The sequence below is a fragment of the Candidatus Dorea massiliensis AP6 genome (assembly GCF_964245105.1).
GTDB lineage: Bacteria > Bacillota > Clostridia > Lachnospirales > Lachnospiraceae > Laedolimicola > Laedolimicola intestinihominis.
On the sequence record NZ_CAXTKW010000007.1, the window covers coordinates 18,459 to 32,187 of the forward strand.

The 13,729-nt window shown below is 49.5% G+C and carries 14 protein-coding genes; 5 read left to right on the plus strand and 9 right to left on the minus strand.

The genetic code is table 11. The annotated features are described in order from the left end of the window. Positions 1-7 precede the first annotated feature (7 nt). Complete coding sequence (locus ACESZP_RS08485; RefSeq protein WP_499708757.1) at positions 8-1,474, plus strand: MATE family efflux transporter; 1,467 nt, start codon at positions 8-10, stop codon at positions 1,472-1,474. Here ACESZP_RS08485 and ACESZP_RS08490 read toward each other — a convergent pair. From ACESZP_RS08490 to fba, 3 genes are all read right to left on the minus strand, one after another. Continuing rightward, complete coding sequence (locus ACESZP_RS08490) at positions 1,452-1,835, minus strand: hypothetical protein (RefSeq protein WP_499708758.1); 384 nt, start codon at positions 1,833-1,835, stop codon at positions 1,452-1,454. The genes ACESZP_RS08485 and ACESZP_RS08490 overlap by 23 nt on opposite strands. A gap of 128 nt (positions 1,836-1,963) precedes the next feature. Beyond that, entirely contained in the window at positions 1,964-2,485 is a 522-nt protein-coding gene (locus ACESZP_RS08495) for a DUF2752 domain-containing protein (protein WP_499708759.1), read from the minus strand. A gap of 117 nt (positions 2,486-2,602) precedes the next feature. Further along, positions 2,603-3,541: a class II fructose-1,6-bisphosphate aldolase gene (gene fba / locus ACESZP_RS08500; protein ID WP_178039199.1), complete on the minus strand. Its 939-nt coding sequence runs from the start codon at positions 3,539-3,541 to the stop codon at positions 2,603-2,605. 235 nt (positions 3,542-3,776) lie between these two features. Here fba and ACESZP_RS08505 point away from each other — a divergent pair, with 235 nt between their 5' ends. Then, positions 3,777-5,183: an amidophosphoribosyltransferase gene (locus tag ACESZP_RS08505; protein WP_499708760.1), complete on the plus strand. Its 1,407-nt coding sequence runs from the start codon at positions 3,777-3,779 to the stop codon at positions 5,181-5,183. Positions 5,184-5,378: 195 nt separating this feature from the next. Here the strand turns inward: ACESZP_RS08505 and ACESZP_RS08510 are convergent, their stop codons facing one another. The 3 genes from ACESZP_RS08510 to agaV form a co-directional block, all read right to left on the minus strand. Beyond that, positions 5,379-6,200 carry a PTS system mannose/fructose/sorbose family transporter subunit IID gene (locus ACESZP_RS08510; RefSeq protein ID WP_499708761.1) on the minus strand — a complete coding sequence of 274 codons (822 nt, stop codon included), beginning with the start codon at positions 6,198-6,200 and terminating at the stop codon, positions 5,379-5,381. After that, positions 6,190-6,999 carry a PTS mannose/fructose/sorbose/N-acetylgalactosamine transporter subunit IIC gene (locus tag ACESZP_RS08515; RefSeq protein ID WP_158365051.1) on the minus strand — a complete coding sequence of 270 codons (810 nt, stop codon included), beginning with the start codon at positions 6,997-6,999 and terminating at the stop codon, positions 6,190-6,192. The genes ACESZP_RS08510 and ACESZP_RS08515 overlap by 11 nt, the downstream gene beginning before the upstream one ends. 67 nt (positions 7,000-7,066) lie before the next feature. Further along, positions 7,067-7,543 carry a PTS N-acetylgalactosamine transporter subunit IIB gene (agaV, locus tag ACESZP_RS08520; RefSeq protein WP_158365052.1) on the minus strand — a complete coding sequence of 159 codons (477 nt, stop codon included), beginning with the start codon at positions 7,541-7,543 and terminating at the stop codon, positions 7,067-7,069. 218 nt (positions 7,544-7,761) lie between these two features. On the opposite strand from agaV, the gene ACESZP_RS08525 reads away from it, so the two are divergent. Then, positions 7,762-8,961: an AraC family transcriptional regulator gene (locus ACESZP_RS08525; protein WP_499708762.1), complete on the plus strand. Its 1,200-nt coding sequence runs from the start codon at positions 7,762-7,764 to the stop codon at positions 8,959-8,961. A gap of 59 nt (positions 8,962-9,020) precedes the next feature. On the opposite strand, the gene yajC is transcribed toward ACESZP_RS08525, so the two are convergent. Genes yajC through ACESZP_RS08540 form a run of 3 tightly spaced genes read right to left on the minus strand, consistent with a single transcriptional unit; the run spans position 9,021 to position 10,939 of the window. Then, positions 9,021-9,305 carry a preprotein translocase subunit YajC gene (yajC, locus tag ACESZP_RS08530; protein WP_349164870.1) on the minus strand — a complete coding sequence of 95 codons (285 nt, stop codon included), beginning with the start codon at positions 9,303-9,305 and terminating at the stop codon, positions 9,021-9,023. Positions 9,306-9,307: 2 nt separating this feature from the next. Beyond that, the gene (locus ACESZP_RS08535) at positions 9,308-9,742 is read right to left on the minus strand and encodes a PTS sugar transporter subunit IIA domain-containing protein (RefSeq protein ID WP_349164869.1); all 435 of its coding nucleotides are present in this window, start codon (positions 9,740-9,742) and stop codon (positions 9,308-9,310) included. Positions 9,743-9,760: 18 nt separating this feature from the next. After that, on the minus strand, positions 9,761-10,939 hold the full coding sequence (locus ACESZP_RS08540) for an SIS domain-containing protein (protein WP_499708763.1): 1,179 nt from the start codon (positions 10,937-10,939) through the stop codon (positions 9,761-9,763). A 224-nt stretch (positions 10,940-11,163) separates the two neighbouring features. Here ACESZP_RS08540 and nagA point away from each other — a divergent pair, with 224 nt between their 5' ends. After that, on the plus strand, positions 11,164-12,303 hold the full coding sequence (gene nagA / locus ACESZP_RS08545) for an N-acetylglucosamine-6-phosphate deacetylase (RefSeq protein WP_499708764.1): 1,140 nt from the start codon (positions 11,164-11,166) through the stop codon (positions 12,301-12,303). Positions 12,304-12,414: 111 nt separating this feature from the next. Continuing rightward, complete coding sequence (locus tag ACESZP_RS08550) at positions 12,415-13,710, plus strand: class II D-tagatose-bisphosphate aldolase, non-catalytic subunit (RefSeq protein WP_349164866.1); 1,296 nt, start codon at positions 12,415-12,417, stop codon at positions 13,708-13,710. Positions 13,711-13,729: the final 19 nt, after the last annotated feature.

Here is a 13,729-nt window from a genome sequence, read left to right on the forward strand (position 1 = left end):
TGTGTTTATGGAAAAAGAATACTTGCTGCGTGAAAAACCCTTAAAAGCCCTATGGCTCTTCGCCCTTCCCATGATGGTGGGCAATCTGTTTCAACAGTTTTATACCATGGCTGACTCCATGATCGTGGGACGCTTCGTGGGGGAAGACGCGCTCGCCGCCATCGGCGCGTCCTATGCCCTGACCAATGTGTTTATCTGTATCGCCATCGGGGGTGGCGTGGGTGCAGGTGTATTAACCGGGCGATATTTTGGCGCGCGGGAATACCTGCGGCTTCGACTCTGCATCCGCACGGCGCTCATGACCTTTCTGGTCTTAAGCCTGCTGCTTTCCGCTTTCGGTCTTTTGTTCTGCAGTGCCATTCTTCGTGCTTTGCATACGCCGGGAAATGTGCTGCCGATGGCTTCTGCTTATCTAATGATCTATTTTCTGGGCTTGCCCTTTCTCTTCCTGTACAATGTGCTTTCCGCTATGTTCAACGCCCTGGGACGCTCCCGGGTGCCGCTGTATCTGTTGATTTTTTCTTCCGCACTAAACATTGGGCTGGATCTGTGTCTGGTCTGCGGGCTGAAGCTCGGCATCGAAGGAGCCGCCTGGGCGACGCTGGCTGCCCAGACGGTATCAGCGGTTCTTTCTTTCCTTCTGTTTCGTCGAACGCTGAATCAATGTACTGCTCCCGGCACAGTTCCCCTCTACGCCACCCTATTCAGCCTTACCGAACTCGCCGCCATCACCCGCATCACCCTTCCTTCTATCTTCCAGCAGGCTACTGTCTCCATCGGCGCCATGCTGGTCCAGGCTGTCATCAATCCATTCGGATCCCAGGTGCTTGCCGGCTACGCGGCAGCTTCCCGGTTGGAGAGCTTCTGCATCGTTCCCATGTCGGCTCTGGGGCAGGCCATGTCCGCTTATACTTCCCAGAACCTGGGAGCCGCCGGAAAAGCTATTGTCAGCACAGAGCCGCTTTCCCAGGCTCATGATACCGCCCAAAAAAATCTCAGTTCCCCTGAGGCAGACGCTGAGACTTCTCTCCACTATATAAAAAGAGTACGTCAGGGCTACCGTGCCGCTCTCGCGCTCGCCGGTGGCTTTGCCGTACTCCTCTGTATCTTTCTTCTGTTGTCCGCCCGTCCGCTGATCGCCTCATTTCTCGGCCCCGGCGGAACAAATCTTGCTCTGGAAACCGGCGTACAATACCTGCATTTCATCAACTTCTTTTTCGCCCTCATCGGTCTGAAAATGTGTACCGACGGAGTCTTACGCGGAGCCGCCGATATGGGTATGTTTACACTGGCAAATCTGGCAAACCTGACCTTCCGGGTTCTATTCGCTGCTCTCCTTGCCCCACGCTTCGGCGCTGCCTTTGTCTGGTACGCCATTCCCCTGGGCTGGCTCTTAAACAGCCTTATCTCCGGATACGAGTATCGCTCCGGGCGCTGGCTGCCTCCCCCTTTTAATAAGCATAATTGGAGTTGATCATCGATGTAATCGCTACACCAAAGATAGCAATCAAAATGATATAAAGCACAAGGACAATCGCCGCAAAGATCAGAGCCGCCTTAAAATAATTGGACTTGCTCTTCTTTTCCTTGCTGCTGAAGGCCCACACAAACATTAATACAATATTCACACAGGGAATCAGCATCAACAGCATCGTAACCAACCATTCGCCCATGCTGATCGGTTCTTCCAGATCGGTTTCCGGCTCCCGGTACTGATGCTGTAATTGCTCCTGCACCGATTTCTGATATGGATCTGAAGCGGACTGCCGGTAAGCATTCTCCGTTGTCTGATTTACATTCTCATTTACAGTGTCGTTGTTGTACATGTCGTCCATAACGTATCTCCCTCTTCTCTGTGGCTTCAACGAGTCTCGCCGCCCTGTCTGTTTCTTCCTCAGTGTATCATTTTCCGGCAGTTCCGGCAACAGATTTCATAAAACCTTAACCTTTTTCCAACTGTTTCCTAAGCAAATATGGCATGCACCACCTCATACAGGGTCCACCCCGGATCTTCCACGCTCACCGGGAAACCATATATCATACGCCACAGATACAGACCAATCTCCCAGAGCAGCAGAACAATCAGAACCCATGTCCACATTTTTGCCTGTTTACTTCTTCGATTTTCCACATCTGCTTTCGATTTTCCACTTTTTATGCAATCCCGAATTTCCTCCTCCGGTTCGAATTCCTCACGATTCACCAGGTAACGCTGTACACCAAACACGACTCCCGCCACCATCCATCCGTACACCGGCGGCTGCATTTTCCACGCCGCAGCCAAATGTCCCGTCAGAACCAGTCCCAGCGCCCGGGTCATCCCGCAGCCCGGGCACGGCAGCCCAAGCAGAATCTGCATGGGACAAAACCGGTCAAACAAAAGATGCGTCACCGTCCAATATACCGCCAGTGCCGCAATCGCCGGAAGCAGGGCATGAATATCTTTTCCAATCAGCTTTAAGCCCTTCCTGATACGCTGATACATGTTTCCTCCTAAATGAGACAAAATACGTTTCGCGAATTTGACTCGTTGCCCGCATAAACAAAGAAGACCGCAGATCTCTCTGCGGTCCTCTGAAATATTCGGTTTCGTCAGTAAGACTTAAGCCTTTCCTGCGCTTCCCAGTACGTCCTGAATCTTGTGAGCAACAACATCCTTTACGTTCTGACGAGCTACGGTCAGGTACTGTCTCGGATCGAAGTAATCCGGATGAGCGTTCATAACCTCGCGGATACCTGCTGTCAGGCCCAGACGAAGGTCAGAGTCGATGTTAATCTTGCAGACTGCAGATCTGGCAGCCTCACGCAGCTGATCCTCCGGAACACCGATAGCATCCTTCAGAGCTCCGCCGTTCTCGTTGATGATCTTTACATACTCCTGCGGTACGCTGGAAGCGCCGTGAAGAACGATCGGGAATCCCGGGATCTTCTTCTCGATCTCATGCAGGATATCGAAACGAAGCTGCGGCTTTGTGCCCGGCTTGAACTTGAATGCGCCGTGGCTTGTACCGATAGCGATTGCCAGAGAGTCAACACCAGTCTTGTCAACGAACTCCTCAACCTCTTCCGGCTGTGTATAAGAAGAATCCTCAGCAGAAACCTTTACATCATCCTCGATACCGGCAAGCTTACCAAGCTCTGCCTCTACTACTACGCCGTGAGCATGTGCATACTCAACAACCTTCTTTGTGATCTCGATGTTCTCCTGGAACGGATACTTGGATGCATCGATCATAACGGAAGTAAATCCACCGTCTACACAGGACTTGCAGATATCGAAATCTGCGCCGTGATCCAGATGCAGAGCGATCGGAATATCCGGATTCTCGATAACTGCTGCCTCAACAAGCTTTCTCAGATAAGTAGCGTTTGCATACTTTCTTGCGCCTGCGGAAACCTGCAGAATAACCGGGGACTTCAGCTCTCCAGCTGCCTCTGTGATAGCCTGAACGATCTCCATGTTGTTTACGTTGAAAGCACCGATAGCGTAGCCGCCTTCATAGGCTTTCTTAAACATCTCTGTTGTTGTAACTAATGCCATGATTATCTCCTCACTTTACATGATATTTTTAGGATCGTGCTTAGTATACTACAAAATTGTATTTTCATCAATGCAAAATTTGAAAAAAATGTGTAAAAACAAGCTTTTCGTTCATATAATGATAAATATGCCATTTTTCATCTAACTTCTGGACTTATGCGCCAATCTGTGCTACCGTTATACATGTTGGCACATCATTTTTTACTATATTACAAAGAAGAAAAAGGGAGAAATTATGGGAGGATTATTTGGCGTCGCATCCAAAAGCGACTGTTTGTTTGACCTGTTTTTCGGAACCGACTACCATTCCCATCTGGGAACACGCCGGGGCGGTATGGCCGTCTATGGTGAAAATGGCTTCGACCGCGCCATCCACAACATCGAAAACACTCCGTTTCGAACCAAGTTCGATCGGGACATGCAGGAAATGAAAGGAAACTTAGGCGTAGGCTGCATCTCCGACTACGAGCCCCAGCCGCTGCTGGTACGCTCCCACCACGGCACCTTCGCTATCACCACCGTAGGCCGCATCAATAACGCAAAAGAGCTGACCAAACAGATCTTTGATCGTGGAAATGCACATTTTCTGGAAATGAGCGGCGGCGACATCAACCCCACTGAACTGGTGGCAGCCCTCATCAACCAGAAGCTGAATCTGATCGACGGCATCCGCTATGCCCAGGAACAGATCGACGGCTCTTTAAGCTTTCTGATTCTGACCCCGAAGGGCATCTACGCGGCCCGTGACCGCCTGGGACGGACACCCCTGGTCATCGGAAAGAAAGAGGAGGCCTACTGTGTCTCCTTCGAAGATTTTGCCTATCTGAATCTGGGCTACGATACCGAACATGTCCTGGGATCCGGCGAAGTAGATATCATCACCCCGGAGGGCTACAAGACCCTGATTACCCCCGGAAAGGACATGAAGATCTGCACCTTCCTGTGGGTCTATTACGGCTACCCATCCAGCACCTACGAAGGCCTGAGCGTCGAAAAAATGCGCTACCGCAGCGGTGAACTGATGGCTAAACGGGACAACGTCAAGCCTGACACCGTCGCAGGCGTCCCCGACAGCGGTCTGGCAGCCGCCATCGGATACTCCAACGCCTCAGGAATCCCGTTTTCCCGTCCCTTTATCAAATACACACCCACCTGGCCCCGCTCCTTCATGCCCACGATCCAGAGCAAACGGAACCTGATAGCGAAAATGAAGCTGATCCCGGTCCACGACCTGATCGAAGGCAAGAGCCTGCTGCTCATCGACGACTCCATTGTCCGCGGCACCCAGCTGGGTGAGACCACCGAATTCCTGTACCACAGCGGAGCCAAAGAAGTCCATATCCGACCTGCATGTCCGCCTATCCTGTACGGCTGCAAATACCTGAACTTCTCCCGCTCCACCTCGGAAATGGAGCTGATCTCCCGCCGGGTCATCGAAAAGCTGGAAAACGGCCATGTTACCGACGAGATCCTGAAGGAATACGCCGACCCCGAATCGGCCCGCTACGAATCCATGCAGGAAGAAATCCGTCGTCAGCTTAACTTCACCACCCTACGCTTCAATCGTCTGGATGACCTCATCGAAGCCACCGGTCTGGACAAGAATAAGCTCTGTACCTATTGCTGGGACGGCGAGGAGTAATTGTCGATATCAGAAAAAGAGGCGAGCTGCGACGCAGCTCGCCTCTTTTTCGTTCGTTTTATTATAAAGAGAGGGCGCTGTTCACCGGCCTTAAGCCGGAAAACAGCGCCCTCTCTGGGATTTCAGGTTATCATAACCGTCGCCTATATCACTCTCTTTCAAGAAGCATAAGCCACTATGTAATTCTTAAATACCTTAGAAGATTCCTACCAGTGCTCCCAGCAGACCTACTACCAGCAGAAGTCCGATACAAGCAACCGGAGTCCAGCCTTTCTTCTTAATCAGGAAGTACAGGCCAAGAGTAATGCCAAGCGGAATCAGCTTCGGCAGGATGCCATCCAGAATGCTCTGGATAACGATCGGGCTATCGCCGTTCTCGATGGTCAGAGCAACAGTTGTTCCACCATAGTTAGATGTCAGAGCACCAACTACGAATACACCCAGCATAGAAGCTGCACGAGTGAACTCTTTTGCGTTTGCTGTCAGAATCTCGATAGCCTTAGAACCAAGTTCATAGGACCAGTTCATCAGGAAGAAACGCAGAGCCATCTGAACAATGTTGAAGATTAACAGGAACAGGATAGGTCCTGCAATAGAACCGTTGATAGCCATGTTCGCTGTAATACCCGCTGTAATCGGAACCAGAGTGAACCAGAACAGAGCGTCACCGATACCACCCAGGGGTCCCATAGCTGCAACACGTACCGCACGGATTGTGTTGATGTCTGCCTTCTGCTGCTCCATAGAAAGTACAATACCCATTACGAATGTTACCAGGAACGGATGAGTATTGAAGAACTCCAGGTTGTGCTGCATAGAAGTTGAAAGGTCTTCCTTATCGGTATGGATTTTCTCCAGTCCCGGAAGGATACAGTAAAGCCATCCTGCTGCCTGCATTCTCTCATAGTTGAAAGAACCCTGCAGATTCAGAGAACGCCATACCATTTTGTTAAGAGTCTTTTTGTCAAGCGGCTGAGCCGGTGTTAAATTCTTGTAAGTTGTAGCATTAGATGCCATCCTCTTCACCTCCGTTTCCACCATTTCCAGCGTTCTGCTTAATAGCAACGCGAGTCTGGAAGTCGTACAGTGCAATTGCGATACCAACAAAAGCTACCAGAAGCAGAGCAGAACCGCTCAGATCCGGGATGTAGCCAATGATAGTAGCAAGTGTGAAACCTGCGAAATAGATTCCCCACAGGTCGTTGGAAAGCATGATACGAAGCAGAATAGCAAATCCAACGAAACGCATCATTCCACCAGCGGTGCTGAGACCGGTCATGATCCAAGCGTATTTCTCAGAAATAGCGGTCAGAGTCTCGCCAAGTGCGCTTCCGCCAAGCAGACCAGCTACACAAACGATTGCGAACAGAAGTCCCAGAGCGCCCATAGCTAGGTAGTTCAGGCGAACGATACCCTTTGCATCTGCCTTCTCAGCCATCTTGTCTGCTGTAGACATCAGCGGGGACATAACGGTGAACAGCAGAGTTACCATGTACTGACCGATCAGAGCGAACGGAACAGCAAGTCCAACTGCTGCGCTGGTGTCAAGACCAGAAGAGATAGCGAATACAGTAGCCATGATTCCACCGATTACGGCGTTAGGCGGCTGAGCTCCACCAACCGGCATGTTACCGATAGTCATTAACTGATAAGTACCACCTACGATAAGTCCTGTCTGCAGGTCACCAAGGATTGCTCCGATGACTGCTCCTGTTACGATAGGCTGGTACAGAGATTCCAATAAGTCGAACTGGTCGATGGCCACGATGAAGGACCATACAGCAACCAGTAAAATCTGAATTGCATTAAAACTCATGATTTATACAATCTCCTTTCCAATAAGTATAAAGCTGCTTAAAATCCCCCTCATAGGAATTCACAACTTATTTGAACAGCTTCTCAATGTTCTCCGCTGCCTCGGTCGGAACACGACGAATCTCGAGTTCCACACCCAGATCACGAAGCTTTGCAAATGCAGCTACATCCGCGTCGTCTACGGCTACAGAGCCTGCAACCTGACGCTTGCCGTCTGCCATATGCATGTTGCCGATGTTTACCTTCTTAATCGGCACGCCACCCTCTACCAGCTTCAGAACATCCTGCGGATTCTCACATACAATGAAAATCAGCTGCTTATCGGACGCCTTGTGGATAGTAGAGATGGTCTTTTCAATGGTCCAGTAACGCATGGAAGCATATGCCGGAGCTGCCATATCCATCAGTCCCTGACGAAGCTTGTTTCCAGCTACTTCATCATTGGCTACCAGGATTAAATTTGCACCGATGGTTCCACACCACTGTGTTGCAACCTGTCCGTGAACCAGACGGTTGTCAATACGTGTTAAAACGATATTGGGCATTTTCATTCCCTCCTTGTTATGATGTACCCCGAAAATCCCCTTCAAGGTGACTTTATTATATCTTATTTGATTCTTTTTGTATTTGTAGTTTTTAGTTGACTTCGTGTTGTTTTTAGTTTCTGTTAATCAAGTTTATTCTTTTTTTAGAATTGCTTCGTTGTTTTCTGGACATTCTGACAAAAAAAAGCTATAATGAATTCCATATACGGAGGTAATTTATGCAATTAAAGACATCCAGCCTGGAATTTGAACGTTATGGTTCTGTCTATGATAAGCCTGTTTCTCCCGGAAACACCGGCATGATCAGCCGCGATTTACATCTGATTGCCAAGCGCAGCCTCAATCAGGTCTATCATTTCGACTGTGAGGTCTGCCTGGAGCTGCAAAGCGGCATGGCTGCCCTTGTGGTAGGCGAGTCCCTTGACACTGCGAAACTGGAAGAGTTTGCCGTCCACCGCAATGTACGGCTGAAACCCGGACTGTACTGGAATCTCATCGCCGTCACTTCCAATATTACCTGCAAAATGATTGCCACTACAGACTATAGCTACTCTCTGGAGACACTTCCCGCTTCCTATATGTTCCGTCGGATTCTCCCCCGCGTGCGTATCAGCGAGATTCTCGGCTATTACTACAATATCCGGAATTCGGGCTACACCTTCAAGGGCGAGACTCATGGCTATTTTGAGCTGACCTACGTGGATCGGGGCGAGCTGATGACAGAGATAGACGGAAAGGAATATACGATTCGGGAAAAGGAGCTGATGATCTACGGACCAGGTCAGTTCCATAACCAGAATATTGCAGAAGGCCATTCCTGCTCCTATGTTACCATTATTTTCGATATGGAAACCATCGTCTATGATGTAGAAAGCACCCATTACGATCTCCTGTTAAATAAGGTATTCTCTTATGATAAGAAGATATATACCCTGATCAAGACCTTTGTAGCTGAGAGTACATCTGAGATTCCCTATATGAACAGCCTGATGCTCTGCCTGCTGCAGGAGACTGTCATCCGTCTGCTTCAGTCAGAATTTATCGGTCAGAAGTCTGATAAGCCAACGACCGTCGCCCGACAGCGTTACGAAGACGAGCTTCTTGAAAAGGTGCTGGCTTACATTGACGAGACTATCTACGAGCCAACTACTATTGCAGAGATTTGCCAGAAGTTCTCCATGTCCCGTTCCTCCCTGCAGATTCTGTTCAAGGAAAATATGGACATGCCGCCCAAGAAGTATATCAATGAGTTGAAGCTGGAGAAGAGCCGTCAGATGATCTGCGAGAATAAGTATACCATCAGCGAGATTGCTCTGATGCTGGGCTTCAATTCCATTCACTATTTTTCCAGGGCCTTTACTCAAAAGTATAACATGCCCCCCAGTGAGTATGCCAAAACCATTTACAAATCAAATTAAATATTGTTAAAAAACAGGAGGCTTTCTCATTTTAAGAAAGCCTCCTGTTTTTATACTTTTTAGTTTTCCAGAGACTGGATTGCAAACCGGGAAATCTTAATGACGGTTCCCTTTGCCACCTCGACATTGACTGTCTCGTCTTCGATTCCTACAACCTTACCATAGATACCTCCGGCGAACATCACCTGGCTTCCAATCTTCAGCTCCGTATGCACCTCTGCAAGCTCGCCACGGCGCTTTTTTACATTTCTTGCGGAAATAATAGCCAATACCAGAGCAATGATGCCCATGATAAATGCCAGTGTAATGCAGGTCCATCCAATTACTTCCCAGTTAATACTCATACTTAAATACCATCCTCTTCTGTGTCGTCGTTATGCTCGGCCAGTTCAAACCGGATGATGTAATCCTTTCCGGTGGGAATCAGAGCCTCTGCCATGTCAAGGGGGTTGTCATAGATACCCATGGACATGGAACCTTCAATCAGCATCGGCAGGTTGGAGCCTGCGATAACCTCAATCTTCTGCTCCGGTCTTGCGAACTTGCACTCTACCGCTGTCTTGAAGGGTGAGCCTCCTGCCAGGTCGGAAAGCACCAGTACGCCGTCACAGTCTTTCAGCTTATCGAAAGCCTGATTCAGGTTGTGCGCCAGAGTCTCCGTGGAGTGATCAGCCTCAAAATCCACATACTCGATATTCTCTGTATTGCCGGTAATCAGACGCAGGCTGGAACCCAGTCCTGTGGCAAAGTGGCCGTGGCCGGTAATCAGTAATCCTACCATAATCTTTGTCCTCCGAAATTATTTTACTGTGTACGGATACAGGGTTACACCCTTAACCACACGGTTTACCTCACCTGTCGGGCAGGGGTTGTCCGGTGTGATGCCCAGAGACAGTGACTTCAGAACTGCCAGTGTCTGAGCGAAGGTGATGTAGTTGAAGCCGAGCAGTACATTCTCAAGAGACTGACCGATGTTCATCTCTACGGTATAGTCTACAAGACCTTTGACAGCTTCGCAAGGAGTATTCATAACTGCCACGATGCGGTTCTTCTTTCTCTGCGGTCCCATCTCCTTGAGCAGGTCGATTTCGTACTGTCTCTGGTACTCATTATCGCTTAAGTATACAACAGTCAGTGTACGGTCGTCAATGATGGACTTCGGGCCATGACGGAAGCCAAGCGGTGTGTCGAACATGGTTGCTACCTTACCTGCGGTCAGCTCAAGCATCTTCAGAGCGGACTCCTGGGATACGCCCTTCAGGCTTGCGGTTCCCAGATATACGATACGGTTGAAATCGAACTCGTCTACGATAGTCTGTGCAACAGTCCAGTTCTTATCCAGGAATACTTCGCCAGCTGCTGCGATCTTCTCAACTGCCTCGCAGATCTCGTCCAGGCGATCCAGATTGAATGCCAGGTAAGTAGCCAGGTACATGTTGGAGAAGCTGGATGTCATAGCGAAGGACTGGTCATGAGTCTCCGGTGTCAGGTTGATAGCAAAGCAGTTGTGTCTGTCATTTGCCAGCTTGGAAAGAGTTCCCTCATGGTTGCAGGTCACGAACAGATGATACAGGTTTTTGCAGACTGCCTCAGCGTTCTCTACTGCGCCCAAGGACTCCGGTGAATTTCCGGAACGTCCAAAGCTTACCAGAATAGTCGGCTTGGTTGCAGAAAGGAAGCACTCCGGTGACGGAACAAGATCTGTGGTTCCGAAGGATTTTACCTTATAATTATATTTCTGATTCAGCGCCTGATACAGAGAGTTTCCTACGAACTCGCTGGTGCCTGCTCCTGTCAGAACGATATCAAAATCTTCCTGCTTTACTACCTGATCGATGAATTTCTGAAGTTCGTCTTTGCATGCCTTAATCTGGGCGCAGGTCTTTCTCCAGGTAGACGGCTGCTGATGGATCTCAGTCAGAGTAAATGTAGAAGAAGTTTCTTTCATTTTTTCATCAGTTACATTGAAAATGGTCATCACATTTTCCTCCCTTATTCTTATTTTGCTTTTTGTGGTTTCGGGCATACCTCATGTGGGGTTCCCTTATCTGACACCATTATATAGCACACTGATTTCAAAAAACAATACAGCTACTAAAACTCATAATCTTTCTTTTAAAAAATGCAAATTCATTTTAAAATCGGGTGCTATAATAAGGATAGATTGCAACTTATGAAATAAAACAGGAGGGAATTTTTATTATGTTGATTCAGAGTAAAAAGGTTTGGATTGCAGATCAGTTTATTGCGGCTGAACTTGAGATCGAGAATGGTAAGATTACAGAAGTTCTTCCTTACGGAAGCAAGCCGGCAGACAAGGATTACGGCGATCTCCGTATCGTCCCCGGCTTCATGGACATCCACTGCCACGGTGCTTTCGGCTTTGACACCAACGACGCCAATGAAGAGGGCCTGCGCAACTGGACGAAAAACATCGTAACCGAAGGTGTTACCTCATTTCTGGCAACTACCATTACCCAGAGCGAGGAGGTTCTGACGAACGCCGTAGCCAATGTGGCGAAGGTCATGGACGAGGGTTACGAAGGCGCTGAAATTCTCGGCATCCATTTTGAGGGACCGTACCTGGATATGGTTTACAAGGGAGCTCAGCCGGAGCAATACATCGTAAAACCGACCATCGAGCAGTTTAAGCATTATCAGGAAGCTGCAAAGGGTCATATCAAATACATCACCATGGCTACCGAGACCGATGAGGATTTCGCCCTGACCCGTTATCTGACTAAGAACGGCGTGGTAGTCAGCATCGGACATTCCGCAGCCACCTACGAGCAGGCTGTTATGGCTTACGCACACGGCGCCCGTTCCATGACCCATGTATACAACGGCATGACTCCGTTCAAGCACCGCGACAACGGCCTAGTAGGCGCTGCTTACCGCCTGCGTACCATGTACGGCGAGATTATCTGCGACGGCAACCATTCCACACCGGCAGCCCTGAATAACTACTTCATGTCCAAGGGACCGGACTACAGCATCATGGTTTCCGATGCTCTGATGGCGAAGGGTTCTCCGGCCGGAAGCAAATACATCTTCGGTGGAAATGAGATTATCATTTACGAGGACGGAAGCGCCCATCTGACCTCCACCGGCGGACTGGCAGGCTCCACCCTGCGTCTGAATCAGGGACTCAGAATTCTGGTTGAGGAAGCTATGATTCCGTTTAATTATGCACTGAACGCATGCACCATCAACCCGGCGCGCTGCCTGGGTCTTGACGATCATAAGGGAGCTATCGGCGTAGGCTATGACGCGGACATCGTAGTTCTGGAAAAGGATTATACCGTGGCACAGACATACTGCAAGGGTGAAGCACAGCTGTAAATTCAGTTTATAATTGCTAACTTTTTGATTGCATTTTTCAGTCACTATGATTATAATAGGGCTGCATTTATACCGTTTATATTAACCGTTTATATAAGGAGGATTATCACCATGAAACACCCACTTCAGAAAATGATGGAAGACCGCAGAAACGGTATCAAAGCCGGCATTCCTTCCTACTGTACTGCCAATCCGCTGGTTCTTGAGACAGCACTGCGCCGCGCAAAGCTGCTTGGCCGTCCGGTGCTCATCGAGGCAACTGCCAATCAGGTAAATCAGTACGGCGGATATACCGGAATGGTTCCGAAGGATTTCTATAAAATGGTTCTTGAGATGGCAGAGAAAATCGGCGTACCGGAAAACCAGATGATTCTGGCCGGCGACCACTTAGGACCGCTGACCTGGCAGAACCTGCCGGAGAAAGAAGCCATGGACAAGTCTATTGAACTGGTATATGAGTATGCCCGCGCAGGCTTCACCAAGATCCATCTGGACACCAGCATGAAGGTTGCCGACGATCCGGAAGGACTTCTTTCCACCGAAACCATCGCCCGCCGCGGCGCTATCCTTTACAAGTCCGCTATGAAGGGCTATGAAGAACTGAAGGCGGAGAAACCGGACGCTATGCGCCCCGTTTTCGTTATCGGAAGCGAAGTTCCGATCCCGGGCGGCGCTCAGGAGGCTGAGGATACTCTGGCAGTTACCAGCCCGGACGCATTCCGCGACACCGTAGCTACTTACCGCCGTGTCTTCAAGGAGGAAGGCATCGAGGATGGTATGAACGACGTCATCGCAGTCGTTGTACAGCCCGGCGTAGAATTCGGCGACGATCAGGTCTTCCTGTATGACCACGATGCAGCTGTAGACCTGTGTGCAGCATTGAAGGAATATCCGGAAGTATGCTTCGAGGGACATTCCGCAGACTACCAGAGTCCTCAGAGCCTTCGCAACATGTGCCAGGACGGCATCGCTATCCTGAAGGTAGGTCCGGCTCTTACCTACGGTCTGCGCGAAGCACTGTTCGCTTTAAGCTTCATGGAGAAGGAACTGGTTCCGGAAGCAGAGCAGGCACACTTCATCGAGACTCTGGACGAAGTCATGATGAAAAACCCGGCCAACTGGCAGAAGCACTACCATGGCGACGACAAGCAGCTGGCACTGGCAAGAAAATACAGCTTCTCCGACCGCGCCCGCTACTACATCGGCCAGCCGGAGGTAACGGAAGCTATGGATAAGCTTTTCGAGAACCTGCGTAAATACCAGATTCCGATGAACATGCTCCACCAGTACATGCCGGTATCCTACAATAAGGTCCGCGATGGCGAGCTGGAGCTTGACCCGAGAGAGCTGGCTATGGACGGCGTGACCAACTTTATGATGGACTACGAGTACGCAGTAGCACTGTAAGCTTTTCTGAAATCTGAAA

Coding starts and splice junctions, on each gene's coding strand:
- ACESZP_RS08485 (WP_499708757.1), top strand. CDS start 8: ATGGAAAAAGAATACTTGCTGCGTGAAAAACCCTTAAAAGCCCTATGG.
- ACESZP_RS08490 (WP_499708758.1), bottom strand. CDS start 1,835: ATGGACGACATGTACAACAACGACACTGTAAATGAGAATGTAAATCAG.
- ACESZP_RS08495 (WP_499708759.1), bottom strand. CDS start 2,485: ATGTATCAGCGTATCAGGAAGGGCTTAAAGCTGATTGGAAAAGATATT.
- fba (WP_178039199.1), bottom strand. CDS start 3,541: ATGGCATTAGTTACAACAACAGAGATGTTTAAGAAAGCCTATGAAGGC.
- ACESZP_RS08505 (WP_499708760.1), top strand. CDS start 3,777: ATGGGAGGATTATTTGGCGTCGCATCCAAAAGCGACTGTTTGTTTGAC.
- ACESZP_RS08510 (WP_499708761.1), bottom strand. CDS start 6,200: ATGGCATCTAATGCTACAACTTACAAGAATTTAACACCGGCTCAGCCG.
- ACESZP_RS08515 (WP_158365051.1), bottom strand. CDS start 6,999: ATGAGTTTTAATGCAATTCAGATTTTACTGGTTGCTGTATGGTCCTTC.
- agaV (WP_158365052.1), bottom strand. CDS start 7,543: ATGCCCAATATCGTTTTAACACGTATTGACAACCGTCTGGTTCACGGA.
- ACESZP_RS08525 (WP_499708762.1), top strand. CDS start 7,762: ATGCAATTAAAGACATCCAGCCTGGAATTTGAACGTTATGGTTCTGTC.
- yajC (WP_349164870.1), bottom strand. CDS start 9,305: ATGAGTATTAACTGGGAAGTAATTGGATGGACCTGCATTACACTGGCA.
- ACESZP_RS08535 (WP_349164869.1), bottom strand. CDS start 9,742: ATGGTAGGATTACTGATTACCGGCCACGGCCACTTTGCCACAGGACTG.
- ACESZP_RS08540 (WP_499708763.1), bottom strand. CDS start 10,939: ATGACCATTTTCAATGTAACTGATGAAAAAATGAAAGAAACTTCTTCT.
- nagA (WP_499708764.1), top strand. CDS start 11,164: ATGTTGATTCAGAGTAAAAAGGTTTGGATTGCAGATCAGTTTATTGCG.
- ACESZP_RS08550 (WP_349164866.1), top strand. CDS start 12,415: ATGAAACACCCACTTCAGAAAATGATGGAAGACCGCAGAAACGGTATC.